The 22,670-nt window shown below is 58.2% G+C and carries 24 protein-coding genes and 3 pseudogenes; 4 read left to right on the forward strand and 23 right to left on the reverse strand.

Annotated features, from left to right (window positions below):
• Positions 1 to 251: 251 nt before the first annotated feature.
• A pseudogene (locus AAER43_RS25485) lies at positions 252 to 792 on the reverse strand (transposase); the annotation flags it as partial.
• 95 nt (positions 793 to 887) lie between these two features.
• Here AAER43_RS25485 and AAER43_RS25490 point away from each other — a divergent pair.
• A complete protein-coding gene (locus AAER43_RS25490; RefSeq protein ID WP_057058244.1) occupies positions 888 to 1,868 on the forward strand; it encodes an IS5 family transposase in 981 nt (326 codons plus the stop codon).
• Between the two features lie 224 nt (positions 1,869 to 2,092).
• Here AAER43_RS25490 and AAER43_RS25495 read toward each other — a convergent pair whose 3' ends face one another.
• The 17 genes and pseudogenes from AAER43_RS25495 to AAER43_RS25575 form a co-directional block, all read right to left on the reverse strand.
• The gene (locus AAER43_RS25495) at positions 2,093 to 3,244 is read right to left on the reverse strand and encodes a trypsin-like peptidase domain-containing protein (protein WP_226322892.1); all 1,152 of its coding nucleotides are present in this window, start codon (positions 3,242 to 3,244) and stop codon (positions 2,093 to 2,095) included.
• A gap of 24 nt (positions 3,245 to 3,268) precedes the next feature.
• A complete protein-coding gene (locus tag AAER43_RS25500) occupies positions 3,269 to 4,234 on the reverse strand; it encodes a zinc metalloprotease HtpX (RefSeq protein ID WP_032238623.1) in 966 nt (321 codons plus the stop codon).
• Entirely contained in the window at positions 4,212 to 4,709 is a 498-nt protein-coding gene (gene psiE-GI, locus AAER43_RS25505) for a heat resistance protein PsiE-GI (protein ID WP_001514138.1), read from the reverse strand. The genes AAER43_RS25500 and psiE-GI overlap by 23 nt, the downstream gene beginning before the upstream one ends.
• A gap of 2 nt (positions 4,710 to 4,711) precedes the next feature.
• The gene (gene kefB-GI, locus AAER43_RS25510; protein ID WP_057058227.1) at positions 4,712 to 6,421 is read right to left on the reverse strand and encodes a heat resistance system K+/H+ antiporter KefB-GI; all 1,710 of its coding nucleotides are present in this window, start codon (positions 6,419 to 6,421) and stop codon (positions 4,712 to 4,714) included.
• Positions 6,422 to 6,424: 3 nt separating this feature from the next.
• On the reverse strand, positions 6,425 to 6,865 hold the full coding sequence (gene trx-GI, locus AAER43_RS25515) for a heat resistance system thioredoxin Trx-GI (RefSeq protein ID WP_000786814.1): 441 nt from the start codon (positions 6,863 to 6,865) through the stop codon (positions 6,425 to 6,427).
• Complete coding sequence (locus AAER43_RS25520; protein WP_057058320.1) at positions 6,855 to 8,000, reverse strand: hypothetical protein; 1,146 nt, start codon at positions 7,998 to 8,000, stop codon at positions 6,855 to 6,857. Before AAER43_RS25520 ends, trx-GI begins: the two co-directional genes overlap by 11 nt.
• 79 nt (positions 8,001 to 8,079) lie before the next feature.
• Entirely contained in the window at positions 8,080 to 8,691 is a 612-nt protein-coding gene (gene hdeD-GI, locus AAER43_RS25525) for a heat resistance membrane protein HdeD-GI (RefSeq protein WP_001090779.1), read from the reverse strand.
• A gap of 89 nt (positions 8,692 to 8,780) precedes the next feature.
• The gene (gene yfdX2, locus AAER43_RS25530; RefSeq protein ID WP_047670347.1) at positions 8,781 to 9,668 is read right to left on the reverse strand and encodes a heat resistance protein YfdX2; all 888 of its coding nucleotides are present in this window, start codon (positions 9,666 to 9,668) and stop codon (positions 8,781 to 8,783) included.
• A 102-nt stretch (positions 9,669 to 9,770) separates the two neighbouring features.
• Positions 9,771 to 10,685 (reverse strand): heat resistance protein YfdX1, encoded by a 915-nt coding sequence (gene yfdX1 / locus AAER43_RS25535; protein ID WP_032238607.1) that lies wholly within the window; start codon positions 10,683 to 10,685, stop codon positions 9,771 to 9,773.
• Between the two features lie 22 nt (positions 10,686 to 10,707).
• Positions 10,708 to 11,166, reverse strand: a complete 459-nt coding sequence (hsp20-GI, locus tag AAER43_RS25540) for a small heat shock protein sHSP20-GI (protein WP_057058315.1) — start codon at positions 11,164 to 11,166, stop codon at positions 10,708 to 10,710.
• An 87-nt stretch (positions 11,167 to 11,253) separates the two neighbouring features.
• Positions 11,254 to 11,394 (reverse strand): ATP-dependent metalloprotease FtsH, encoded by a 141-nt coding sequence (locus AAER43_RS25545; RefSeq protein ID WP_023205099.1) that lies wholly within the window; start codon positions 11,392 to 11,394, stop codon positions 11,254 to 11,256.
• Positions 11,345 to 12,085: pseudogene (locus AAER43_RS25550) on the reverse strand (ATP-dependent metallopeptidase FtsH/Yme1/Tma family protein); the annotation flags it as partial. The gene AAER43_RS25545 and the pseudogene AAER43_RS25550, both read right to left, overlap by 50 nt.
• A gap of 60 nt (positions 12,086 to 12,145) precedes the next feature.
• The gene (locus tag AAER43_RS25555; RefSeq protein WP_001446316.1) at positions 12,146 to 12,337 is read right to left on the reverse strand and encodes a hypothetical protein; all 192 of its coding nucleotides are present in this window, start codon (positions 12,335 to 12,337) and stop codon (positions 12,146 to 12,148) included.
• The gene (gene clpK / locus AAER43_RS25560; protein WP_004118202.1) at positions 12,337 to 15,186 is read right to left on the reverse strand and encodes a heat shock survival AAA family ATPase ClpK; all 2,850 of its coding nucleotides are present in this window, start codon (positions 15,184 to 15,186) and stop codon (positions 12,337 to 12,339) included. The genes AAER43_RS25555 and clpK overlap by 1 nt, the downstream gene beginning before the upstream one ends.
• 105 nt (positions 15,187 to 15,291) lie before the next feature.
• Entirely contained in the window at positions 15,292 to 15,861 is a 570-nt protein-coding gene (hsp20, locus tag AAER43_RS25565) for a small heat shock protein sHSP20 (protein ID WP_004118809.1), read from the reverse strand.
• A gap of 34 nt (positions 15,862 to 15,895) precedes the next feature.
• Complete coding sequence (locus AAER43_RS25570; protein WP_004118812.1) at positions 15,896 to 16,177, reverse strand: helix-turn-helix domain-containing protein; 282 nt, start codon at positions 16,175 to 16,177, stop codon at positions 15,896 to 15,898.
• Between the two features lie 221 nt (positions 16,178 to 16,398).
• Complete coding sequence (locus AAER43_RS25575) at positions 16,399 to 16,662, reverse strand: hypothetical protein (protein WP_004118208.1); 264 nt, start codon at positions 16,660 to 16,662, stop codon at positions 16,399 to 16,401.
• Positions 16,663 to 16,676: 14 nt separating this feature from the next.
• Here AAER43_RS25575 and AAER43_RS25580 point away from each other — a divergent pair, with 14 nt between their 5' ends.
• The 3 genes and pseudogenes from AAER43_RS25580 (at position 16,677) to AAER43_RS25590 (ending at position 17,883) form a co-directional block, all read left to right on the forward strand.
• The gene (locus AAER43_RS25580) at positions 16,677 to 16,940 is read left to right on the forward strand and encodes a transposase (RefSeq protein ID WP_004118209.1); all 264 of its coding nucleotides are present in this window, start codon (positions 16,677 to 16,679) and stop codon (positions 16,938 to 16,940) included.
• Positions 16,885 to 17,001, forward strand: a pseudogene (locus AAER43_RS25585) (transposase domain-containing protein); the annotation flags it as partial. The gene AAER43_RS25580 and the pseudogene AAER43_RS25585, both read left to right, overlap by 56 nt.
• Positions 17,002 to 17,185: 184 nt before the next feature.
• Positions 17,186 to 17,883 (forward strand): IS1 family transposase gene (locus AAER43_RS25590; protein WP_224252199.1). Its coding sequence is split into 2 segments (ribosomal slippage): positions 17,186 to 17,435 and positions 17,435 to 17,883, totalling 699 coding nucleotides; the frame shifts between segments, so codons are not numbered across the junction.
• Between the two features lie 207 nt (positions 17,884 to 18,090).
• Here AAER43_RS25590 and AAER43_RS25595 read toward each other — a convergent pair.
• From AAER43_RS25595 to urtB, 5 genes are read right to left on the reverse strand one after another with little or no spacing between them, the layout of a single operon-like run.
• Positions 18,091 to 19,098: a formamidase gene (locus AAER43_RS25595; protein WP_231082207.1), complete on the reverse strand. Its 1,008-nt coding sequence runs from the start codon at positions 19,096 to 19,098 to the stop codon at positions 18,091 to 18,093.
• A 35-nt stretch (positions 19,099 to 19,133) separates the two neighbouring features.
• Complete coding sequence (gene urtE / locus AAER43_RS25600) at positions 19,134 to 19,823, reverse strand: urea ABC transporter ATP-binding subunit UrtE (protein ID WP_004181996.1); 690 nt, start codon at positions 19,821 to 19,823, stop codon at positions 19,134 to 19,136.
• Positions 19,824 to 19,833: 10 nt separating this feature from the next.
• Complete coding sequence (urtD, locus tag AAER43_RS25605; RefSeq protein WP_004181995.1) at positions 19,834 to 20,583, reverse strand: urea ABC transporter ATP-binding protein UrtD; 750 nt, start codon at positions 20,581 to 20,583, stop codon at positions 19,834 to 19,836.
• On the reverse strand, positions 20,580 to 21,695 hold the full coding sequence (gene urtC / locus AAER43_RS25610; protein WP_004181994.1) for an urea ABC transporter permease subunit UrtC: 1,116 nt from the start codon (positions 21,693 to 21,695) through the stop codon (positions 20,580 to 20,582). Before urtC ends, urtD begins: the two co-directional genes overlap by 4 nt.
• A 9-nt stretch (positions 21,696 to 21,704) precedes the next feature.
• The gene (gene urtB, locus AAER43_RS25615; RefSeq protein WP_004181993.1) at positions 21,705 to 22,631 is read right to left on the reverse strand and encodes an urea ABC transporter permease subunit UrtB; all 927 of its coding nucleotides are present in this window, start codon (positions 22,629 to 22,631) and stop codon (positions 21,705 to 21,707) included.
• Positions 22,632 to 22,670: the final 39 nt, after the last annotated feature.

Consider the following 22,670-nt stretch of genomic DNA (forward strand, 5'->3'; position numbering starts at 1 on the left):
AGACGACCCCTTCTTCAGCCTTTCAGTACTCAACCTTGAGGATCATCTCGGCTTAGTGATCTCGCCTCAATCCCCGTTGTCAGCGGGTTACATCACCCTGCAGGCATGCCGCAGGTCACTGCCGCTCAGGTTCTCCACCGTCACACCCGGTGGGATTGTTAGGCTTCTCGTCATGAGTTACCGGTTCAATATTCCAGACAGACTCGTGGTTCATTTGAGCGTCCATGCTCGCCCTGAATTCCGGGCACACTGTAGGTTATGTCCGTTACCCAACGCTCATCCGGAGTATCCGGATTGAACTGTCGCTGGAGCCTGTTGGGCGACACGATACTGGCCTCGCCTTTACGTGCCCTCGGGCTCCGGTATCCGACCTGAGCCTTTATCCCGACACGTTTCATCAGTCGCCAGACTCTGTTCACTCCGCACTGTTGTCCGCTGTCCCGCAGATCCAGATGGATTTTGCGATAACCATAGACGCATCCCGATTCCAGCCAGAACTGTTTAATCTGTCCTGTCAGTCTCAGGTCTGCCTGATGGCGTTGTGAATGCGGCTGCTGAAGCCAGGCGTAAAAACCACTGGGATGTACATCCAGCACCCGACAGAGCAGGCGAACAGGCCAGCAACAGGTGTTGATTAGTGGAAGAATCCGGACCGTAGTTCTTTATCCAGGCGTAAAGGCTGTGGGTGGTGATATCGAGACGCGTTGCAACGCTGGCAACAGAATAACCGCGATCAACAACCTGTTTGACTGCTTCAATTTTAAACTCTTCGGGATAACGCTTACCGCTCATGGGCACCTCTCTTTAAGCCATCTTAAATGACTCTGAGGTGTCTGTTAAACCCGTGGCGATTCAAAATACGCTGATCCCGCCACCCGAGTTCTTCCATGAAGCAGATGACCTTCGCCGACGCCGAGTATGCCGGCAAGGGCAAGCAGACCCGCAAGGAACTGTTCCTGATCGAGATGGATCAGGTGGTGCCGTGGAAAGGGCTGATTGCCCTGATCGAACCGCATTATCCGAAAGGCGAAGGTGGTCGCCCGGCGTATCCCTTGATGGCGATGCTGCGTATCCATCTGATGCAGAACTGGTTCGGCTACAGCGATCCGGCCATGGAAGAAGCGCTGTACGAGACGACCATCCTATGTCAGTTCGCCGGGCTGAGCCTGGAGCGTATTCCTGACGAAACCACCATCCTCAACTTCCGTCGTCTGCTGGAGAAACATGAGCTGGCAGCCGGCATCCTCTGCGTGAACAATGGCTACCTGGGGGATCGCGGTCTGTCGCTGCGCCAGGGCACTATCGTCGATGCCACGCTGATCCACGCGCCCAGTTCAACCAAGAACCAGGACGGCAAGCGCGACCCGGAAATGCACCAGACCAAGAAGGGGAACCAGTATTACTTTGGCATGAAGGCGCACATCGGCGTTGATGATGAATCGGGGCTGGTACACAGCGTGGTGGGCACGGCAGCCACCTTGGCGGATGTCACCCAGGTCGACAAACTGCTGCACGGCGACGAGAACGTCGTCTGCGCCGATGACGGCTACACAGGCGTCGAAAAGCGCTCCGAGCATGCCGACCGAGAAGTGATCTGGCAGGTCGCAGCACGCCGCAGCACCTACAAGATGCTCGATAAACGCAGCGCCCTGTACAAAGCCAAGCGCAAGATCGAGAAGGCCAAGGCGCAAGTGCGAGCGAAGGTAGAGCCCCCGTTTCGCGTGATCAAGCGGCAGTTCGGCTACACCAAGGTACGTTTCCGAGGGCTGGTGAAGAACACTGCACAACTGGTGACGCTGTTTGCCCTGTCGAGCCTATGGATGGCCCGCCGACATTTGCTGGCAAGCGCAGGAAAGGTGCGCCTGTAATGCGGAAAATGGCCGTCGCAAGGTGCTCGCGACGGCTGAAAGCACCGAAATGAGCGAGTGATCCGATCGTTTTTGATCGGTTCACCGCTTTCAAAATCAGCAGTGGCTGAAGTCAGCCGGAAATACAGGGCTACTTCAGACCATCCCTAGCTAGGGCTCGTAGTTCGGCGCAAGGCTGAAGTCGCTTGGCTGCTTCGCTGTGCAGATCCATGACCCACTTTCCATCAAACTCCCGGTTGTAGTTCCACAAGCATCTCGCGAGTCTTGCCGGCCCGCTCCACTAACAAGACCACAACATCTCCAACGTTCTTGTCGTCTAGCCGGGCCTGTAATGTGGTGACGTCGTCAACGGCGATACCGTCGATGCTGATAACGCGATCGCCGGGCACGATGCCGCCTGCGGTGACCTCGACGCCGACGAGCCCGGCCCTGTGCGCCGCCGAGCCCGGCGTCACGCGCAATACGAATACGCCCTTACTGCCGGTCAGCGCCTGCAGACGCGTGTTGAGCTGCTCATCCACCTCGATGCCCAGCGCCGGATGGATGTACTTGCCGGTCTTTATGAGTTGCGGCACCACGCGCATGACGGTATCGACCGGCACCGCAAAGCCTATGCCGGCCGAGGCGCCAGACGGACTGTAGATGGCGGTATTGATGCCGATCAGCCGCCCAGCCGAATCGAGCAGCGGGCCACCGGAATTGCCGGGGTTGATGGCGGCGTCGGTCTGGATCAGGTGATCGATGGCCGGGCCGCCCGCTTCTCCCGGCAACGAGCGGTCGAGCGCGGAGACGATACCAGTGGTGAGCGTCCAGTCCAGGCCGAAGGGGTTGCCGATAGCAAACACCTTCTGACCCACCTTGAGGTCGGCACTGGTGCCGACCGGCACGGCCGGCGGGCGCTTGAAACCGACGCCGATCTTGAGCACGGCGATGTCGTGCGCGGGGCTCGTCCCCACCAGCGCGGCCTGGTAGTCGCGGCCGTCGGCCAGTTTGACGGTGGCTTCGGACGCGCCCTGGATGACGTGGAAGTTGGTGACGACGTGGCCGGCGTCGTCCCAGATGAAGCCCGAGCCAGTGCCGCGCGGCACGGAGAACACGTTGCGCGTCCAGACATCGCGTACTAATTGCGCGGTGGTGATGTAGACCACCGAGGCGCGCGATTTTTCGAACAGTTCGATGGTGGTTTTCTCGTCCGCCGCCAGATCGCCACGCGCCATCACGGTGCGTTCTGCTGCCTCGCGCGGACTGAACCAGGCCTCGATGGCGGGCAGAAACTGCCACAGCAGCATGAGCGCGGCAATACAGGCGGTGATGAAGAGCCAGCGCCGGACGAAGCGGTCCGGCGCGGGGCGTTGGTACGGGTCGAGATAGGCCATGAGACGTCTCCTGTTGATGGGCAATCAGCGCCACAGCCCGCTCGGGCGCCAGCGCGGTGGGCGCGTCGCTAAAGCGGATTCCGGCAAAAAATGGGGCGCGCGGAGTGGCAACGCTGATGCTGGCCCAGGCGCCAACGTCAGCAGGCGTGCGATGCGCTCTTGCGTTGCCGGACGCGTGCGCAAGCAGGAGGGCTCGGGATTGCCCCATCCCGGCCATAGCCAGGCACGCCAGGAGCGGCTGACCCGCTCGATTTTCGCCAGCGCGGACGCCAGCCCCTGCGGGTCGCCAGTCAGTTCCGCCGCAAGGCGGTCAGCGTCGAACTCACGCACGCGAGACAAGCCGAGCTGTGCGAGCAGGGCCAGTTGGGGCGATGCGGCCAATAACAATAGACCAGGCCAATAGACCTCCGCCGCGCCAACCAGCAGCGCGGGCAGGCTGAGCAGGATCGCGATCTGTCCCATAAGGGCCAGTAGGCACGTGAGGCGACTGACGGAATCCGCCAGCCCCATGACACGCAGATCCTCATTAGCGATGTGCGCGACCTCGTGCGCGAACACACCCGCCAGCTCGCGTGGGCTCAGGCTGCGCAGCAGGCCATCGGTGAGGGCGATCGATGCCTCCTGCTTCGATCCGGTGGCGAAGGCGTTGACGACGGCACTGGGCACATAGTGCGGCACCGGCGTGGCGGGCAAACCGGCACGGGCGGGCAGCTCGCGCAACAGGGCCCACATCTCGTGGGCTTGTTGCGGGTGCAAGGCCCGTACGCGGTACAGGCGCAAGCTCAGCGCCGACGCGGCTACCGGTTCCAGCAGCAACGCACCTGCAACGGCAAACAGCGCGAGCCACAGGCAGCCTTCCCCAAATGGCAGTCTCCCTGCTGCGGCTGCGATCCCGACCAGGGTCAGGACCAACAGCCCGGTCTGCAGGCGGTTGAGCCAGCGGTGTTGCAAGAGCGCAGTGCGCGGATCACTCGGATGATGACGGGTCATGCTCAGAGGTCTCGGCGGCGCGGTCGCCGCGCTTGCGCAGCAGCCAGTAGGTCGCACCCAGAGCCAGCGTGGCGCCTGCCAGCGCGGCTATCTTTGCGGGGCTCGCGTCGGAGTCGAGGATCACGAACTTGCGGGAGAGTGCGATCACCGCGATCAGGACCACCGTCTTAACCTGGATGATGCTGTCCCGACGCAGCGCCACGCGCACGATGGAATGCTTGAACTCCATCGCGATCAAGAGCGTCATGATCATGCCGAACACGCTCTGGAATACCTTGTGGTCCAGGGGATTGAAGGCATCGAGAACCAGCAGCGTGAAGACGATGGAGATGAGCTGGAACAGCGACACCATGATGATGACGGCGATCACCGCCGACAGCACGAGCGCGACGACCTGCTCGAAGCGCTCGTAAAAACTCATGATGGCCAATTGGTCACGCAAGACCTGAAATGGGTTAAGGCGTTTTGATTTCATGACTATGAACTCCCTGGAAAACGGCTGCTGTCGAGACGGCGGCGCATTGCGCTGATGTGTCCTTCAATCAACTCGGTCGACATGCCAAGCGTCGACATCACCTGTTCCGCCAGCCCAATAGCTGCGGCAAAGGATTGCTGATACACGCGCACGTTAGGCATGGCGCGAAATGCATCGGCCGCGGTCGTACTTCTGCATGACACCCACAAGGTTAGCGCCGGACGGCGCTCGGCAATCGCCAGGGCGATGCGCAACGCTTGCTGGGCATGGGCGAACGTTAGCACCACCAAGTGCGCATGCGTCAAGCCGGCAGCCAGCAAGGTATCGGGCCGACTGGCATCGCCATGGAACACCGGCGCGCCGGCGGCACGCGCGGCCTCTACCTTCTGCGCGTCCGCCTCCAGCAGCAGATGCGCCACGCCGGCGTGGCGAAGAATCTCGCTGACTGTCAGGCCAAGCTCGCCCGCGCCGCAAACGATGACATGGTCTCGATATCGCGTCGTCTGCGCGGCGATCTCGACTTCTTCAGCCTGGGGTGGCTGAATGACGCCGCCGGTGCGGCTCAAGAACCGGGCAAGTACATCGTGATGGCGGATCAGTAGCGGTGCCAGGGCCATGCTGAGCACCAGCGCGACCAGCATGGGTTGGACGACGGTCGCGGGGATCAGATGCTGCTGCAAGACCGTGCCCAACAACAGCAGGGCGAACTCGCCGCCGTGCCCCAACGCTATGCCCGTGCGCCAGGCATCGAGGGCGGACAGGCGCGTCGCCCGCAAGGCCAGCGTATTGAGCAGGATCTTGACCGGTACCAGCACCACCAGCCACGCCAGCACCGCCAGCGGTGCCGAAAGAATCTGTGCTGCGTCCAGTTGCAGGCCGATGGTCACGAAGAACACGCCCGACAACACATCGCGAAACGGCCTGAGGTGGCTTTCCATGTGGTGCCGGAAGTCGCTCTCGCCCAGCACCATCCCGGCGAGGAAGGCCCCCAGGGCGGCGGATACGCCGACCGCGTGCGCAGCAGCGGCGGCAGCCACCACCACGCACAAGGAGACGAGCACGAACGATTCCTCGTGGCCCCGCCGCGCCACCCAGCCCAGCAGGCCATGCAACAGACGGCGCGAGACGAGGGCCGCTGCCGCGAACAGCAGCAGCACACCGAATACTTCGAGCAGCACATGCTCGATCTTCGGCGACTCGCCGCGCGCCCAGATCGCCAGCAAGGCCAGCAGGGGCACGCTGGCCAGGTCCTGAAAGACCAGCACGGCGATGGCACTGCGTCCGTGGCGGGTGGTGAGCTCGCCTTGGTCGGCCAGTTGTCGGCTGACCAGCGCCGTGGACGACATGGCCGCCGCAGTGCCGAGCAGCGCGGCGCTCTGGCCGGGCTGCCCCAGCCACATCAATAGCAGGATCAGCGGCGGGGCCACGGCGATCATCTGCAGAGCGCCCGCCATCAGCACCGTCCTGCGGGCGAGCCAGAAGTCTCCGAGGGAGAATTCCAGTCCGACCATGAACAACAGCAGCGCCACGCCCAGCTCGGACAGAAAGCTCAGCGTCTCCCCCGGCGCGATCACGCCGATGACTGAGGGGCCCAGTACAACGCCGACAGAGAGATACCCCAGCAAGGCGGGCACTCTGAACGCCGCCGTGGCCATCGCCGCCAGGCTGCAAGCCGCCAGCAGGATTAGCGTAGTGCCGAGCAAGCCCTGCATCGGTCAGCGCCCCACTTGCGTCGACGTCCAGCGCACGATGTCCTGCGCGCCCATCGCGCCGGCCTGACGGGCGATCTCCCGCCCACCCTGGAACAGGGCGAGCGTCGGGATGCTGCGGATACCGAACTGCGCGGCCAGGTGGGGCTCAGCCTCGGTATTCACCTTCGCCAGCCGGATCCTCGGTTCGAGCTGGTGCGCCGCTTGCTGGAACTGTGGCGCCATCATCTTGCACGGCCCGCACCATGGCGCCCAGAAATCGACCAGCAGCGGCAGATCGCTGCGCTCCACGTGGCGCGAGAACGTCGCCGTGGTCAACTCGATGGGCTCGCCCGTAAACAAGGGCTGCTGGCAGCGGCCACAGTTGGGATGTTCCGATAGCTTCGCAGTCGGTACGCGGTTGATGGACTGGCAATGCGGGCAGACGAGGTGAAGATCATTCTTCATGGTTCGCCTCCTTGGACCACAGTGAGGCTGCCTCGCTTCGGGTCACAGACAATGCCGACCAATCAACGCCTTGGAGCCAATCGTTCCCGTTTTTGCTTACTCCGGCCTCTTCCAGATGAGCAGCGATGAATGCTTCGGCCTGCATGAGCCACCTTCGGACAGCATCTTCCTTACTAGGGATCAGCAGGATTTCAGAGACGCTGCTGGCATTCAGCCCGTCCACACGGATAAGCAGAAAAATGCGCCGCCACAAACGCGGCATGTCCTTCAGCAGGTCAAATGCAAAAGCGAACTCGCTCGACCGATCAATCAGCTCCTCCTGTTCCGCGATCGTTGCGACATCGGGATGCTGACTGCCAGCGAAAATATCGGCCAGCTTGAGTGTGTCATCGTGCTGATAAAATTCGAAGATTTCCTCTTCCACCATGGCCTCGGCCACGTCTTGGGCATCCGGTTCGACCGGCGCGTCCAGAGAAACGAATTCGCCAAATTGCCGGCTGCTTGCCACTTCGTTATCCAGGACGGCGAACAGATGCTTCAAAAGACCGGTGTAAGCCTCTTTTTCCCCCGGCACGGATTGCCATTCCACCTTAGCTCGGACAATCGCTTCATCCACCACGTCGCGCAGCGTCGGATAATCGCGCGGTAAATCGCCGACGGCCCGCAGATAAGCCAGCTCACGCCTTGCGACAGCCTCAAGTTTCGACAGTAGAGGCATTCGGGTCACCTCGGCCTCATGGTCGGCTGATGCGGGTTTTGCGGCAATCCGCACCTTGAGCTCGCGCAAGCGCTCGCGTCGTGCTTTGCGCTTGATTTGATCCTGAGCATGCAGTCGGTCAAAATGCTTCTTGGCCTGACGGAACAACGACTGTGCGAGCATCTGCGCGAGGGGCGTCAGCTCGTCATGTGATGCAGTAACGCTGACAATCTTTTTGCCGGGCAGGTGCATATAGCCACTGGCCAGAAATTGCCGCTTGATCTTGTCGCGATCAAGGACGATTTGAAGTCGCGCTGAATCTTTAGTGTGTTTGTCGAGCAATGGCTTGAGGGCGTGCTCGATCACATTTCCCAAAGCTCTCTGCCAAGGTTCATGAAACTCTTTGTCGATAGCTCGATAGCTATATTGTATCTGCATGTATGACTCCTTCGATGTCATTTCTATGGAGGCATGAATCGAGGATGCTCATATCCATAGATTTTGGTTTGGCACGCTCTTACCCCAGGCGCGTTTTGCGAAGACTCCAACTCAAAAACAAAAGCGTGACGCCATAGACTGCCGCATGGAAACCCAACAGCCAGCCTGCGGCCACGAATGACTCGACCGGACGGGTAAAAAATATCCACAAGACGATAGCACCAAGGATAATCGAGAGCAGTCCACTGAGGGCAAGCCAGATTTCACCCTTGATTTCCCGACGCAGCCGAACGGCGGCGGATATCTCCAGCACACCGGTGAAAATCGCCCAGAAGCCCACGCTAGCCCATAAAAAAGAAGCCAAGACTATCGTGGCGACCCAAGGAGCAACCAGGACGACGACGCCCGTAAGTATGCCGACAATGCCGCTGAACAGCAGCCAGCCCCAGCGCTCTTTTTTCTGGATATGGCGCACCGCTGCAAACAAGTTGAACGCGCCATTGACCAAGGAAAATGCGCCGAACATGATGGTCATGGCCAACAGAGCCGATTGTGGCATCCAGAACGCGAGGGCTGCAAAAATCAATGCCAAGACACCGCGCAGCACAAAAAGCCACCAATTTTGGCTCAGCGAACACAGTGCTTTGGTGGGGTCATCCGCATTGGAATTGGCGATGGTGTCTGTGTTCATGCAATATCTCCTAAAGATCTATACAAAATAAAAAATCAAACACTCATGGGACAAGAGAGGGGGCGCTATGCGCCCCCTCTCCAGCGGTTTCAGAACAACCTGGACAGTTTTGCCTTGACTTCATCGAGCCAGCCTTTTCCGCAGCCTCCCCCTCCCGTCTTTTCCTTGATTTTCTTGAGTTCAGCGTACAGGGGCTCAAAGTCCTTCCTTTTTCCATAGCCCAGCAGTTCTGCCATTTCCAACTGCTGCCGGGCTTCGTTCAACAATGTCTCCAGGCGCTCATTGGATGCTTCGCTGCGCTGACCATCTTCTACCAGGGGCTCGGCGCGCTTCAGGAGCAGCTTCGCACGCAGGACGGGCAGCGGAAGCACGCTGCGCTCCTCGACCAGCGTGCTGAGCGCTGACTGCAGCGCGGCTTTGGCTTCTTCGATCTTGCCCTGATCGATCAGCGGCACGACTGCCTTCACGGCTGCGGGATAGGACGCCAAAGGGATGTTGGTGACCGTGATCACGATTTCACTGGCCAGCAAAGCCAGCACGTGGCGAGCCTGTTGCACCTCGCCATGTTTGAGGGCATCCAGCGCCTCGTCGGTCATCGCCTCAATGGTTTCCGTGTTGGCGAACAAGTCGTGCACGATGGTGCGCACATCAACGCCGGCCAGGGCGAGCGTGGGTTCGCGCGCGACGATCAGCTCCAGCTTTCCCGTCACTTCGGCCAGCGTTGCCAATGCGCGTGCAGTGTCCTTGCCGTCAAGTGCGGCCAGCGCTGATTTGGTCAGCGACAAGGCCGAGACTGCCTCATCGAGGACTTGTTTACGTTTGTCTGCCGCCTGCGAGTCCGTTTCTTTCTGAACCTCAGGCTGTACCTCCGTGACGACGTCAGGCTTGGACTCTGGACTGACAGGAAGGCTGCTTACCGCGGCCTGTTCGTTTTTTCCTTCGTTCGTCGCATTGGGATTCGGTGTTTGCTCATTCATGGTGATATGCCTCGTATGAGATAGTGAAAATAGGCGAATCTATTGGGGCTGAATGCGAACATCGCGAGACTGACCGACAGAGCAGTCAGCCCCTTCATCACCTCAAAACAGCTTTTGGATGCGCGTCTTCAACTCGTCGAACCATCCCTTGCCGCTTTTGCCACCAGCCGACTTTTGCTCAATGGACTTCACCTGATCGAAGATGGGTTTGAAGTCCGCCTTCTTGCCATAACCCAGGATCTGCGCCATCTCGATCTCCGTGCGCACGGACGACAGCAAGGTGCTGAGCTCCTCGTTCTGCCTGGCATCGCGCCTGTCGGTCTCGGCCAGCTTTTCAGCTTTTGCCATCGCGGCTTCGGCCCGTAGCACGGGCAGAGGAAAGGCGACCGAGGTCACCACCAGCGTGTTCAGTGCTCGGGCGAGTTCCGCTTTGGCGTTGTCGATCTTGCCGCTGTCGATGAGCCGTGCGGCCGACTTGATCGCTGCCGGGTACGTTGCCATCGGAAGGTTGTCGGTTTGGATTACGATTTCGCTGGCCAGATTGGCAACGATGGGCCGGGCCTTTTGCACCTCGCCATCACCCAACAACTCCCGAGACAACTTGACCGCTTTCTTTACCGATTCCACGTTGGCGTGGATATCGTGGGTGATGACGCGTACATCGACCGGCGCCAAAGCAAGTTTGGCGTCGCGTGCCAATACCAGTTCCAGCTTTCCGCTGGCCAGTTCCAGCGCAGCAAGCGCCTCCTTGGTCTTGTTTGCATCAAGGAGGGTCAAAGCCTCCTGGGTCTTGGTGAGCGCCGTGATGGCGTCTTGAGTGAGCTCGGCACGCTTTTTATCGGCTTCCCGGGCGGCCTTGTCATCTACCTGTGGCTGTGCCGCCTTGGATGCGGCAGAGGGTGCTGCAGCACCTGGGCTAGAACCTGCCGCCGATTGGGCCAGAGCCGGTCCGCTCAGTCCGACGACGACCGCCAGGGCAAGTGCGGAGAAGGTGTATTGTGGCTGTTTGATATTCATGATCTTGGGCTCTTGATTGAAGTTAGTTGACTGAGATTTCAATCTGTTTCGGTTTGGCTTGCTCGGCCTTGACAAGCCGCACTTCCAGCACGCCGTCTTTCATGGAAGTCGTCACCTTGGTCGGATCAACGTTGTCAGGCAAGACAAAGCTGCGCACAAAGCGGCCATAGGCACGTTCTATGCGGTGGAACTTCTTGCCCTGCTCCTCTTTTTCCAGTTTGCGCTCGCCGCTGATGGTGAGCACACCGTTTTCCGCGCTGACGCGCACGGCATCCCTGGGGACCTCCGGCAGATCCAGCTTGAGGAGGAATGCGTTCTCATCCTCGCTGATGTCCGCCATTAGAGCCCAGTCCGCCGTGGTCTTGGCTTCGTTGCCGGTACGGGCGCCCTGTCGCTGGGGTATTCGTACGAACATCGTCGCCAGGCGGTTTTGCAATTCATCCAGTTCCCGGAAGGGGTCCCACGGAGTCAATGCAGACATATCGGTTCTCCTTGAACAATGCCGACGAATTGGATGACGCACTGAACAGAGCCGTCGGTTTACTCTGAATGGCACCTACTACTGTTTTCAGTTCCGAACAAGTCCTTGAGTCAATTGACGGATATCGCTTTCGTCGAGCGTTTCCCGCGCCAGCAGCTCGCGCGCACAGCGCTCCAGCACCGCGCGGTTGATGTCGAGAATCCGGTAGGCGCGCTCGAACACGCCCATCACGATGTCGCGGATAGCCTGATCGATGCGCGCCTGGATCGATTCGGCCACCCGGCAACAGCCTTGGCCAGCAATGTCTTGCCGGTGCCCGGTGGGCCGACCAGCAACACGCCCTTGGGAATGCGCGCCCCGAGACGGCCATAGTCCTGCGGATTCTTCAGGAAATCGACGATCGCGACCAGCTCCGCCTTGGCCTCATCCCCCCCCCCCCCGCCACATCGGCGAACGTCACACCGGTGTTCTTTTCCACGAACACCTTGGCGCGGCTCTTACCGATGTTGAGAAACCCGCCCATGCCCTGCTTCTCGGCGAAGCGGCGGAACAGGAAGAACCAGACGCCAAAGAAGGATACCGCTGGCAGGATCCACGACAGCACATCGCTCAGCCAGGTGCTCTCCAACACGCAGGCATAGGGTACGTCGTACTTCGACAGGCGATCGGCAAGATCGGGTTCGACCCTCGTTGCCACGATCGTCGTCTTGCCCCGGCTGTCCGGCGACTTCAGGCGCCCGGTCACCGTACGATCCGACACCAGCACTTCGGCCACGCGCCCCTCGTCCAGCGCCTTCTCGAACTCGCTGTAGGGCACCGGCTCGACGGTTTTCGCCGTCTGCCAGTAGCTCTGCAAACTCAGCAACAGCAGGAGGGCAACGATCCAGTAGCCGGTATTCCATTGATTCTTTTTTTCCATGGACCGTGTTCCTCGAAAGTCGAGTTGCCAGAGGATCAGGTGAACAGACGGGCCGCACCGTCACGCAAACGGATGGCCAGCGAGCGGGAGGGCAGTGCCGCCGCTGATGAGCAGCCCCCACGGCGTGGCCGACCGCGGATCACGCTTGTAGACGACCGCGTGACCCGCGGCCACAACCGCCACCGCGATCGATGCCAGGGAGGCTGCCCATGCCAGGCCGATGGGGTCGGACACGGCAGCCTCGCCCGCCATCAAGATGCGTCGCTCGCCGACTTCTTCTTGCTCGAGTCTTTGCCAGCGTCGCCGTGCGGCGTCTCGGTCGCCTTCGCGACATCCGGCTGCTCCGGCTCGGCCGGGGTCTGCGGTGGCTCTTTGCGTTCGAACACCACGCGTTCGGCCTTATCGTCCCAGCGTGCGCTGGCGTGATCGCCCTTGCCGATGCCGCCACCGAGCATCTCGCGCGCCAGCGCAGTTTCCAGCTCGCTGCGGATCAGGCGCTTGAGTTCACGCGCACCGAACTCGGGCTTGTAGCCTTCTTCCGCGAAATGGTCGATCAGCGTCTGATCGAAAGTGAGCGTCACGCCCTGACTGGCGGCGCTGCGCGCCACGCGATCGAGCTGCAGGCCGACGATGTGGCGGATCTCCTCCTTGCCCAGCGCATGGAAGACGATGATCTCGTCGATGCGGTTGAGGAACTCGGGCCGGAAGTGGCCGCGCAGCACGTCCATGACCTCGGCCTTGGTCTTTTCGTACTCCTCGCCAGCCGCCTCACGCGCCTTCAGCCGTCGCTGGATGATGTCCGAACCCAGGTTGGACGTGGCGATGATGATGGTGTTGGTGAAATCCACCACCCGGCCCTTGCCGTCGGTGAGGCGACCGTCGTCGAACACTTGCAGCAGGATGTTGTAGACGTCAGGGTGTGCCTTCTCGATCTCGTCGAGCAGCAGCACGCTGTAGGGCTTGCGCCGCACCTTCTCGGTGAGCTGACCGCCTTCGTCGTAACCGACATAGCCCGGAGGCGCGCCCACCAGCCGCGCCACGGTATGGCGTTCGCCATATTCCGACATGTCGATGCGCAACAGGGCGTGCTCATCGCCGTAGATCGATTCGGCCAATGCCTTGGCGAGCTCGGTCTTGCCCACCCCGGTCGGGCCCAGAAACAGGAAGGTAGCCACCGGTTTACTGCCTTCGCGCAGGCCGGCGCGGGATAGCCGCACGGCATCGGCCACGGCACGGACCGCCTCGTCTTGTCCCACCAGGCGCTCGTGCAGCCGTTGTTCCAGGTGCAGCAGCTTTTCGCGCTCTTCCACCGTCAACTCGTTGACCGGGATGCCGGTCAGGCGCGAGACAACCTGCGCCACGTGTTCCGCCTTGACCTCGGCACTGCCGGAGGCCCGCTCCCGCTCCCAGTCCTCGACGAGCTTCTTGAGCTCGGCCTCCTTGGCTTCGATGCGCTTGCCGAGCTCGGCGGCCTGGTCGTACTGCTTGCGCGCGGCCACGTAATCCTGTTCACGCCGTAGCTGGTGCAGTTCGGACTCCAGCTCCTGCACGGCCACCGGCCGGGCCGTGGCCGACAGCTTCACGCGCGCGGCCGCCTGGTCGAGCAGGTCGATCGCCTTGTCCGGCAGGAAGCGCGCCGTGATGTAGCGGTCGGACAACTCGGCCGCCGCGATGATCGCGTCTTCGGAGATGCTGACCTTGTGGTGCGCCTCGAAGGTGTCGCGCAGGCCGCGCAGAATCATGATGGTCTGGGCCACCGTCGGCTCGGGCACCGTCACCGGCTGGAAGCGCCGCTCCAGTGCGGCATCCTTCTCGATGTATTTCTGGTACTCGTTCAGCGTCGTGGCGCCGATCAGGTTGAGTTCACCGCGCGCCATCATCGGTTTGAACACGTTGGCCACGTCCAGCCCGCCTTCGCCACCGCCCTGGCCGGCACCGACGATGGTGTGCACCTCGTCGATGAACAAAATCAGCTCGCCCTGGTGCTCGGTCACCTCCTTCAGCACCTTCTGCACGCGCTCCTCGAACTCGCCGCGATATTTGGCGCCGGCCACCATGGCGTTGATGTTGAGTTCCACCAGGCGCTTGTCGCGCAAGGTCTCGGGCACTTCACCCGCCACCATGCGCTGCGCCAGCCCTTCGACGATGGCGGTCTTGCCCACACCCGGCTCGCCGATCAGCACCGGGTTGTTCTTCTTGCGCCGGGCCAGCACCTCGATGGTGGTTTCGATCTCCTGCGCGCGGCCGATCACCGGGTCGAGCTTGCCGTCGCGCGCCATCTTGGTCAGGTCGCGCGAGTACTTGTCGAGTTCTGGCGTGTTGGTCGGCGTCTCAGCGCGGCCATCCTCGGCGCCCTTGCCGACCACCTTGCTGACCTGTTGGCGCAGCGCCTGCGGCGTCAGGCCGTAGCGGCGCAGCAGGTTGGCGGCCAGCCCTTCGCCTTCCTCGGCCAGACCGATCAGGAAATGCTCTGGACCGACATAAGAATGGCCGAGTTCATTGGAGGCCACGAAGGCGCGGCTGAGCGCATCCTTCACGCGCGGCGACACGCCGATCTCGCCCTCGAAGGGCTTGTCCCCGCGCTTGGCCTCAGACTCGATCTGCCGCTTGAGGTCATCGACCTTGATCTTGAACTGACCCAGGATGGTCTTGACCACGTCGCTGTCGGCCAGCGCCAGCAGCAGATGTTCGGTATCCACCTCGGAGCGGCCAAATTCGGCAGCGTGTTTGGCGGCCTCCTGCAGCAAGGCTTCCGACTGTTCGCTGATGCGGCTGGCCAACCCACTGCCGCGACGGCGCGGCGCACCCGAACCTGCGGTGGCGGGCTCGCCAAACGAGGCATCGACCACGTCATCGGTATCGGCGGCAACTGGCGTCGCGTCTTCGCCGATGCGGAAGAAGTCACTGCCGAGGAAGTCCTCGAACAGGCCGCTGCGCGAGCCGAACAAGGCTTCCAGCGGCGAAACGGTGCGCTTTTGCTGGCGCACTAATTGCCGGTAATGGTCGTCGCACAACAGCATGGTGCTGTTACGACCGTTGAGATTGGCTTCCACCCGCACGGTGGCGGGTTGGCCGCAGACCTGGCATTGTTTTCTGGCCATGCTGATGCTCCTGAGAAGGTTGACAAGGTTGAGGCGACGAGGCATCGCGAGCCGCGACTCCTCGTCTCGTGCCGGGTTTTTCTTGTGACGAACGAGCCGGCGACGTCAGCCGTTGATCGGGATCGAGCGTCCCTGCTTCGGCGCGCTGACCTCGCGCTTGTCGATCGTGACCGTGAGCACCCCGTTCTTGAACGATGCCTTGATCGAATCCTGGTTGGCGTCGTCAGGCAGGTTCAAGGCACGCTGAAAGCTGCCGTAGGAGCGCTCCACACGGTGGAAGCCACCTTCCTTCTTCTCCTGTTCCTGGCGCTTCTCGCCACGCACCATCAGCACGTCGTTGTCGAGAGTTATCTGGATGTCCTTCTCCTCGACACCGGGCACTTCCAGGGTAATCTTGTACTGCTTGTCGGTTTCCTGGATGTCCAGGGCCGGCTTCAGCATGCCCGACCAATCGGATGGCCACTGCGGCATGTTCAACGCCGGAAAACCGAAGCCCCGGAATGCGTCATCGAACAGCCGGTCGATTTCCCGATGCAGTTGCAGGATCGGGCTGACTGGCCCGCTCGCCGCTGGCAGGTCATTGCGCTGCACCGGCAGGGAAGAGACGGTCTGCTGCTCTTGCTGCTCGTTCTTGAACCAGTTCCAGGGAGCCAACTTCTTGAAATCGATGTCCATGTCATACCTCCAGAAAAATTGGAAAACGAGTTACTCAAGCCCTTTGCCTGCTGTGACGGGCAGTGCGCCCAGGCGACACGGGCTGCTCGGATGACTTCTGCTGTTCACGCTTGCGCATCACCTCCTTCTTTGCTCCGGCTCGGGTCTGATCATTGATGCACTGATCGATTTCACTTTGACGAAGCCGCCACGTCCCGCCCACCTTGAAAGCCGGAATTTCCCCGTGTGCGGCGAGCCGATAAAGCGTCCGCTTGCCGACTTTCAAGTACGCAGCCAATTCATCGAGCGTGAAAATCACCTGTAGGTGCGCTTTCATCTCACCCTCTCCAATCGCGTCGCTTTGCGGTTCCGGCCAAGGAAATCCTTGCAATACTTTGTAATATTAGACCTACTATGAATAACTTCAAGAATCAATGTGCAGCGTTCTCCCGCCCCATTGATGCAGGTCAACTGCTCAGGCAAGGCGCAGCGGGGCGGTCTGATCAGGCAATGGACAGCGCCTGGCTCGTCAGCCTGCGTGTACCACAGGCGCCTCGATCAAACACCGATCCTCACGTTGTAGCCGAGTGCCCGCAGCCCCTTGCTCGTCTGCATGTTCCTTGGCGGAAACTCGTCTGGGCGCGCCCAGACGACGATTTCCCCGAGGCTGCTCAGGCTAACGTGCGGAATTGCCCAGTCGTCGCTGCGGATCGCGTTCCAGAGTCGGGCCGAAACACTTCCGTTGCCCCAGACAACGTAGTTCAACAGTATCCGTCCGGCCAACACACCTTCCCGACACCGCCGCCGAAGGCCATGGCCCATCAAGCGGATTTTCCATGCGCCCTCAGCGCCGTACCTACAGCAAATCTTTCAAGGCTCAGGTCATTCAGGAGTGTTCTGAACCCGGTGCCTCCATCGCAAACATCGCCTTGGGCTACAGCCTCAATGCCAACCTCGACCACAAATGGATTCGGCTGCCTACCCAGAAAACCACGGCTATCCAGCCAGCGTTCATCCCGTTGCCTTCTCAAATGCTCGGCGTGGGTTCGCATACTCAAGCGCGCTGCTGCGATCATGAGTTTGATCCAGTCGGCCCGTAATAATGGGCACGATCCGTATGCCTATCTCAAGGATGTGCTGACACGGTTGCCGTCCCTGTAACAGCCTGAAGTTGACCTGGGTAATCAAATACCGGTGTAGTGATTAGGAAACAGGGCTCGGATAACATCATGGCGCAGGTCACCCTGATCTTGACCCTCCATCTCCGAACAGCTTTTGTATCTTAAGTTAACGATGTCCGCTGCCGGTATTCCCTCGGGGAGTGATATCCCAGCGCGCTGTGCGGGTGGCTTCCATTTCCATCAGATGTCCTTCCTGCTCCGCTACTGAAGGCGTGGTGCGTAACGGCAAAAGCACTGCCGGACATCAGCGCTATCTCTGCTCTCACTGCCGTAAAACATGGCAACTACAGTTCACTTACTCCGCCTCTCAGCCCGGTACGCACCAGAAAATCATTGATATGGCCATGAATGGCGTTGGATGCCGGGCAACCGCCCGCATTATGGGCGTTGGCCTCAACACGATTTTACGTCACTTAAAAAACTCAGACCGCAGTCGGTAACCTCACGCATACAACCGGGCAGTGACGTCATTGTTTGCGCGGAAATGGACGAACAGTGGGGTTATGTCGGCGCTAAATCACGCCAGCGCTGGTTGTTTTACGCGTATGACAGGATACGGAGGACGGTTGTGGCGCACGTATTCGGTGAACGCACGTTGTCCACGCTGGAGCGTCTTCTGGGCCTGCTGTCGGCCTTTGAGGTCGTGGTATGGATGACGGATGGCTGGCCGCTTTATGAATCACGCCTGAAGGGAGAACTGCACGTTATCAGCAAGCGATATACGCAGCGCATTGAGCGGCATAACCTGAATCTGAGGCAGCATCTGTCAAGGCTGGGCAGGAAGTCACTGTCGTTCTCAAAATCGGTGGAGCTGCATGACAAAGTCATCGGGCATTATCTGAACATAAAACACTATCAGTAAGTTGGAGTCATTACCTTCTTTGCCGCCGGACATTGTCCGGCGCAACACCAAACCGGTCTGGCGGGCTGAGCCAATCCCGCAGGCAAATTCAGCCCTTACCGGATGGCTCAGCCCCCTACTCATTGGAATTGGATATTCAACTTTCAGGGGCTACTGCGCCAGACTTCAGTCTTTAAAGTGATTGACTTAGCGCCTGGCACACTCAATTTATTTAGGTAGCGGGCCTAATTGCACCCCATCAGGATAATACTTCCAGCCATCGCGAATTTTGACATTTTCATCCCACGGAAGTTTGTATTCGCCATTGGCAAGATCGCGCACCCAGGTCAGGTAATTCTCGCGTTCGCCTCCCGGTTTGCCGACATAGCCCCGGCAGCCAAGGTTGAAAATATTGTTTTCCAACGCCCAGTTTTCACGCGCTTTATCCACCAGGCGCGGGAACAGCTCTGCGGTAACAATTTCCCATGGGTTGCGGTGCCCCTGCTGAATGACGTTACCGTCATAATTGCAGACCGTACCCTCGCCGAAGTAATAAAAGACATCGTCATAACCGGCCAGATTCACCGAAACGGTATACATCAGGTTTTGCCAGGCATTCGTCCGGTTGGTCCAGATCCACTGATCGTTCACCTGCGTGGAATAGCCCGAAATACGGATATAGACATTGCAGCCTTTATAAGCAGCCTCACGCGCCAGTTCCGGGAACATGCCGTCATGGCATATGCAGACGGCGAGTTTAGAACCTTTAGGCCCATCGCATACCGGCATTCCCATATTTCCCGGCATCCAGGGCTCAATCGGAACCCATGGTTGCAGCTTGCGGTAATGCAGAGCGATATCGCCCCGATCGTTAATGATAATAGCGGTGTTGTACGGTGGAAGAGACGGGTCTTCATTGCGTTCCATTAAGGAAAATACCCCCCAGATGCCGTTGCGGATACAGGCCTCTTTGAACTGACCAATCTCCGGGCTATCGAGAGTGAGTAACATCTCGTCATAGGTCCAGATTTTAGTATTCAGTCCCTGGGTTGAATATTCCGGGAAGACGATAACATTAAGTCCCGGATATCCGGCTTTGGTGGAGTCAACGGCCTTACAAATCTTATCGACCTGTATCTGGATATCCTCCGGTCCTTTAATAACGGGAACGGGGTATTGGATGGCGGCAATTAATAACGCTTCATCCCAGGAGCTTACACTTCCGGTGCTACCCATAGCAGACCTCTCGTAGTTAAGTTGGTGATATAAATTTAAACCGACAGATATGACGCAATTTGTTCTTCATCAGCACCAGAACGCGCCTGTTGATGAACAATATTGCCTTTCTCAATAACAACAATTTTATCTGACACATCGAGTACAAAGCTTAAAACCTGCTCGGAAACTAATATGGTCAACCCTTCTGCATCACGAATCTTACGTAATATTTTTGCCATTTCTTTAATAATTGACGGTTGAATTCCCTCCGTTGGTTCATCCAGCAAAAGTAATTTGGGTTTACCGGCGAGAGCTCTGGCCATAACGAGCTGCTGCTGCTGACCACCGGAAAGATTTCCCGCCATCCGTTTGCGCATTTCTTTCAGCACAGGGAAATAGTCATACAGGTATTCAGGAACCTGTAACGAACGGGATTGGCGAATCCCCGTTTTTATATTTTCTTCAACCGTCATGGTTGAAAATACCATTCGCCCCTGCGGGACAAAGCCAATGCCATGCTGAACGCGCTGGTAACTAAGCAAGCCGGTAATATTTGTACCGGCAAACTCTAACTCACCGGCACAGGACGGTATCATACCAATCAGTGATTTCATCAGCGTGGTTTTACCCATACCATTGCGCCCTACCAGAGCGACGATTTCACCCTCTGCTAACGTCAGATTCAGTCCACTGATGACCTGGCTCTGACCATATGCGACAGCATAATCAGAAATTTTCAGCATCCGTGTCTCCTTAATGACCAAGATAAACGTCAATAACCCGAGGGTCGTTTTTGACTTTATTGATGCTACCTTCCGACAATACTTTTCCCTGGTGCATGACGGTGACATGATCGGCAATGTCTTCGACGAACTGCATGTCGTGTTCAATCACCAGTACAGAACGTCCCCCGGCAATTTTGCGCAGGAGCTGCGCGGTTTTTTGGCGTTCGGCGACAGACATGCCTGCCACGGGTTCGTCCAGCATCATGAGCTTAGGATCTTGTATTAGTAGCATCCCTATTTCTAACCACTGCTTTTGCCCATGGCTGAGAAGGTCAGCCTGCGTATGTAGGTAATCGGCAAGGAAAATTTCGCCAGCAACCTGTTCGACCGCAGCGATTATTTCTGGCGTGCGACGAAAGAACATGGCGCCCAACGCGGTTCTGGCTTTGGGATAAGATAACTCGAGATTTTCAAATACCGTTAAGTTCTCATAGATTGATGGATTCTGGAATTTACGCCCAACCCCTTCATGAACAATTTTATTTTCCCGAAGTTTACTCAGTTCCTTATTGCGAAATTTGATGCTGCCGCTGGTTAGCTTTGTTTTCCCGCAAATGAGATCAAGCACTGTTGTCTTACCCGCGCCATTTGGGCCAATAATAACGTAAATCTGCCCCTCATCGATGTACATTGAAAAATCATCGACGGCTTTGAAGCCATTAAATGAAACGGTTAATCCCTCTACCGCTAAAATTATTTCTTTTATCGGATTTTTCATTTCAGCACTCCGGTGTTTACTCTGGGTTTGGTCATACTCTTTTTGCGCAGCAGCGACATCACGATCGGGTGAATATATTGCTGATAAAGCCCTGCCAGTCCTTTCGGGAAAATCAGCACGACGGCAATAAAGAGCAGGCCCATGGCAATCGTCCAGAGTTCAGGAAAAGACTCGGAAATACTGCTCTTGGCGGCATTGACGATAAGGGCGCCATATACTGCCCCCAGCAAAGAACCTCGCCCGCCCACGGCACAGAAAACGACCATTTCAATTGAAGCAACAGTGCCAATAAACCCTGGCGACATGAACCCTACTTGCAGAGTGAACATCGCGCCACCGATCGCCGAAAACAGAGCGCTAATGCAGAAAACCACCGTTTTGATATTCGCGACATCATAACCAGAGAAACGAACGCGGTCTTCCTTATCGCGAATGGCAACCATCAGTCGGCCGAGCTTGCTATTCACAATAAAATAGCCCGCGCTCACAACCAGCATCAGTAAAACAGCATTAATAAAGTAGAGGATATAGCGTGCAGAATCAGTACGGATATCCCAACCTAAAAGCGTGCGTAAATCCGTGATGCCGTTAATTCCCCCGGTGTAACCCTGTTGTCCGATAATAAGAATCGTCAGGATCGCGGAGATAGCCTGGGTGATAATAGCGAAGTACACCCCGCCAACGCGGCGTTTAAACATTGCGCTGCCGAGAATCCATGCGCAAATAGTGGGCACGATTAAAATAGCCAGAATTGTCAGACTAAAAGAATGGAATGGCTGCCAGAACGAGGGCAAAGCGGTTAGCTGATTCCAGTCCATAAAATCCGGGATGCCCGGGGTGGTTTGCATTTTTGTTTCCGCTGGCGAGGAAGCTTCCAGCTTGAGAAACATGGCCATACAATAACCGCCGAGGCCAAAAAAGATGCCCTGCCCCAGGCTCAGAATACCGCTGTAGCCCCAACAAAGTACCAGCCCGACGGCAACAAATGCATAAGTCAGGTATTTACCGATCAGGTTTAAACGGAAAAGATCCAGGGTTAGCGGCATGACGATAAAAATAAGGCCTATCACCAGGGCAATACCCAGTAGCGGATAATTTTGCATGCGTTTCATCATAAACTCCTAGCGGCGGACCCGGTTGGCGAAAAGACCTTGCGGACGCAATAGCAGAATGCCGACCACGATCAGTAGCGTAATCACCTTCGCCATTGAACCGCTCAGGAAAAACTCCAGCGTGGATTGCGATTGTGAAATGGCAAATGCGGAGGCGAGCGTGCCGAGCAAACTTTGCGCGCCGCCAAACACCACCACCAGGAAGGTGTCAACGATATACTGCTGGCCAGCCGTTGGACCTGTTGAGCCGATCATGGTAAAGGCGCTTCCGGCGATCCCGGCGATGCCGCACCCAAGTGCGAAGGTTCGACTATCGACCTGAGCCGTATTAATACCCACCGCGCTGGCCATCTGGCGGTTAAGTACCACCGCGCGGACTTTTATTCCCCAGGCGGAGAAATAAATCAGCCAGGCCGTAAAAGCGGTAATAACTACGGTCAGCAGCAGAACAAATACCCCATTAACAGGAATATCAATATTGTCGGCAAACTGATACGACCCCATTAGCCATGAAGGTAAGTCAACGCCGACTTCGCGGGGACCAAATAGCGAACGATAGCACTGCTGTAGAATCAGGCTCAGACCCCATGTCGCCAGCAGCGTGTCGAGGGGGCGTTTATACAGATGCCGTATCAGGATTTTCTCAACGAGCGTACCCAGCAAGGCGGTACACAGGAAAGCAAGGGCAATGGCAACAAAGAAGTAGATGCCGAAGATTGAAGGCAGATAAGCGCTGAAAAACTTACCGGTCAACCATGTGACATAAGCACCCAGGATCATGAACTCGCCATGAGCCATATTAATCACGCCCATCTGGCCAAAAATAATAGCGAGTCCAAGCGACATCAGAACAAACACGGCGAACAGGCTGAGCCCCGAAAACCCCTGCATGACAAAAATGGAAGCCAAATCGGCGAAGTTATAATCGCTGAACATGGAAGTATCCTCGGTGAAGTCAAAGACCCCCCACGCTAT

Source organism: Enterobacter sp. FUJ80071 (assembly GCF_038739915.1).
Lineage (GTDB): Bacteria > Pseudomonadota > Gammaproteobacteria > Enterobacterales > Enterobacteriaceae > Enterobacter > Enterobacter kobei.

Excerpts from the sequence above, each read along its gene's own strand:
- hsp20-GI (WP_057058315.1), bottom strand. The coding sequence starts at position 11,166 with ATGTCTGCATTGACTCCGTGGGACCCCTTCCGGGAACTGGATGAATTG.
- AAER43_RS25570 (WP_004118812.1), bottom strand. The coding sequence starts at position 16,177 with ATGAAAGCGCACCTACAGGTGATTTTCACGCTCGATGAATTGGCTGCG.
- AAER43_RS25555 (WP_001446316.1), bottom strand. The coding sequence starts at position 12,337 with ATGGCGGGCGAGGCTGCCGTGTCCGACCCCATCGGCCTGGCATGGGCA.
- urtE (WP_004181996.1), bottom strand. The coding sequence starts at position 19,823 with ATGCTGAAAATTTCTGATTATGCTGTCGCATATGGTCAGAGCCAGGTC.
- AAER43_RS25500 (WP_032238623.1), bottom strand. The coding sequence starts at position 4,234 with ATGACCCGTCATCATCCGAGTGATCCGCGCACTGCGCTCTTGCAACAC.
- kefB-GI (WP_057058227.1), bottom strand. The coding sequence starts at position 6,421 with ATGCAGGGCTTGCTCGGCACTACGCTAATCCTGCTGGCGGCTTGCAGC.
- yfdX2 (WP_047670347.1), bottom strand. The coding sequence starts at position 9,668 with ATGAATGAGCAAACACCGAATCCCAATGCGACGAACGAAGGAAAAAAC.
- AAER43_RS25495 (WP_226322892.1), bottom strand. The coding sequence starts at position 3,244 with ATGGCCTATCTCGACCCGTACCAACGCCCCGCGCCGGACCGCTTCGTC.
- urtB (WP_004181993.1), bottom strand. The coding sequence starts at position 22,631 with ATGTTCAGCGATTATAACTTCGCCGATTTGGCTTCCATTTTTGTCATG.
- urtC (WP_004181994.1), bottom strand. The coding sequence starts at position 21,695 with ATGAAACGCATGCAAAATTATCCGCTACTGGGTATTGCCCTGGTGATA.
- AAER43_RS25580 (WP_004118209.1), top strand. The coding sequence starts at position 16,677 with ATGCGCCCTCAGCGCCGTACCTACAGCAAATCTTTCAAGGCTCAGGTC.
- trx-GI (WP_000786814.1), bottom strand. The coding sequence starts at position 6,865 with ATGAAGAATGATCTTCACCTCGTCTGCCCGCATTGCCAGTCCATCAAC.
- AAER43_RS25545 (WP_023205099.1), bottom strand. The coding sequence starts at position 11,394 with ATGGGCGTGTTCGAGCGCGCCTACCGGATTCTCGACATCAACCGCGCG.
- psiE-GI (WP_001514138.1), bottom strand. The coding sequence starts at position 4,709 with ATGAAATCAAAACGCCTTAACCCATTTCAGGTCTTGCGTGACCAATTG.
- AAER43_RS25575 (WP_004118208.1), bottom strand. The coding sequence starts at position 16,662 with ATGGGCCATGGCCTTCGGCGGCGGTGTCGGGAAGGTGTGTTGGCCGGA.
- clpK (WP_004118202.1), bottom strand. The coding sequence starts at position 15,186 with ATGGCCAGAAAACAATGCCAGGTCTGCGGCCAACCCGCCACCGTGCGG.
- AAER43_RS25490 (WP_057058244.1), top strand. The coding sequence starts at position 888 with ATGAAGCAGATGACCTTCGCCGACGCCGAGTATGCCGGCAAGGGCAAG.
- AAER43_RS25520 (WP_057058320.1), bottom strand. The coding sequence starts at position 8,000 with ATGCAGATACAATATAGCTATCGAGCTATCGACAAAGAGTTTCATGAA.
- AAER43_RS25595 (WP_231082207.1), bottom strand. The coding sequence starts at position 19,098 with ATGGGTAGCACCGGAAGTGTAAGCTCCTGGGATGAAGCGTTATTAATT.
- hdeD-GI (WP_001090779.1), bottom strand. The coding sequence starts at position 8,691 with ATGAACACAGACACCATCGCCAATTCCAATGCGGATGACCCCACCAAA.
- yfdX1 (WP_032238607.1), bottom strand. The coding sequence starts at position 10,685 with ATGAATATCAAACAGCCACAATACACCTTCTCCGCACTTGCCCTGGCG.
- urtD (WP_004181995.1), bottom strand. The coding sequence starts at position 20,583 with ATGAAAAATCCGATAAAAGAAATAATTTTAGCGGTAGAGGGATTAACC.
- hsp20 (WP_004118809.1), bottom strand. The coding sequence starts at position 15,861 with ATGGACATCGATTTCAAGAAGTTGGCTCCCTGGAACTGGTTCAAGAAC.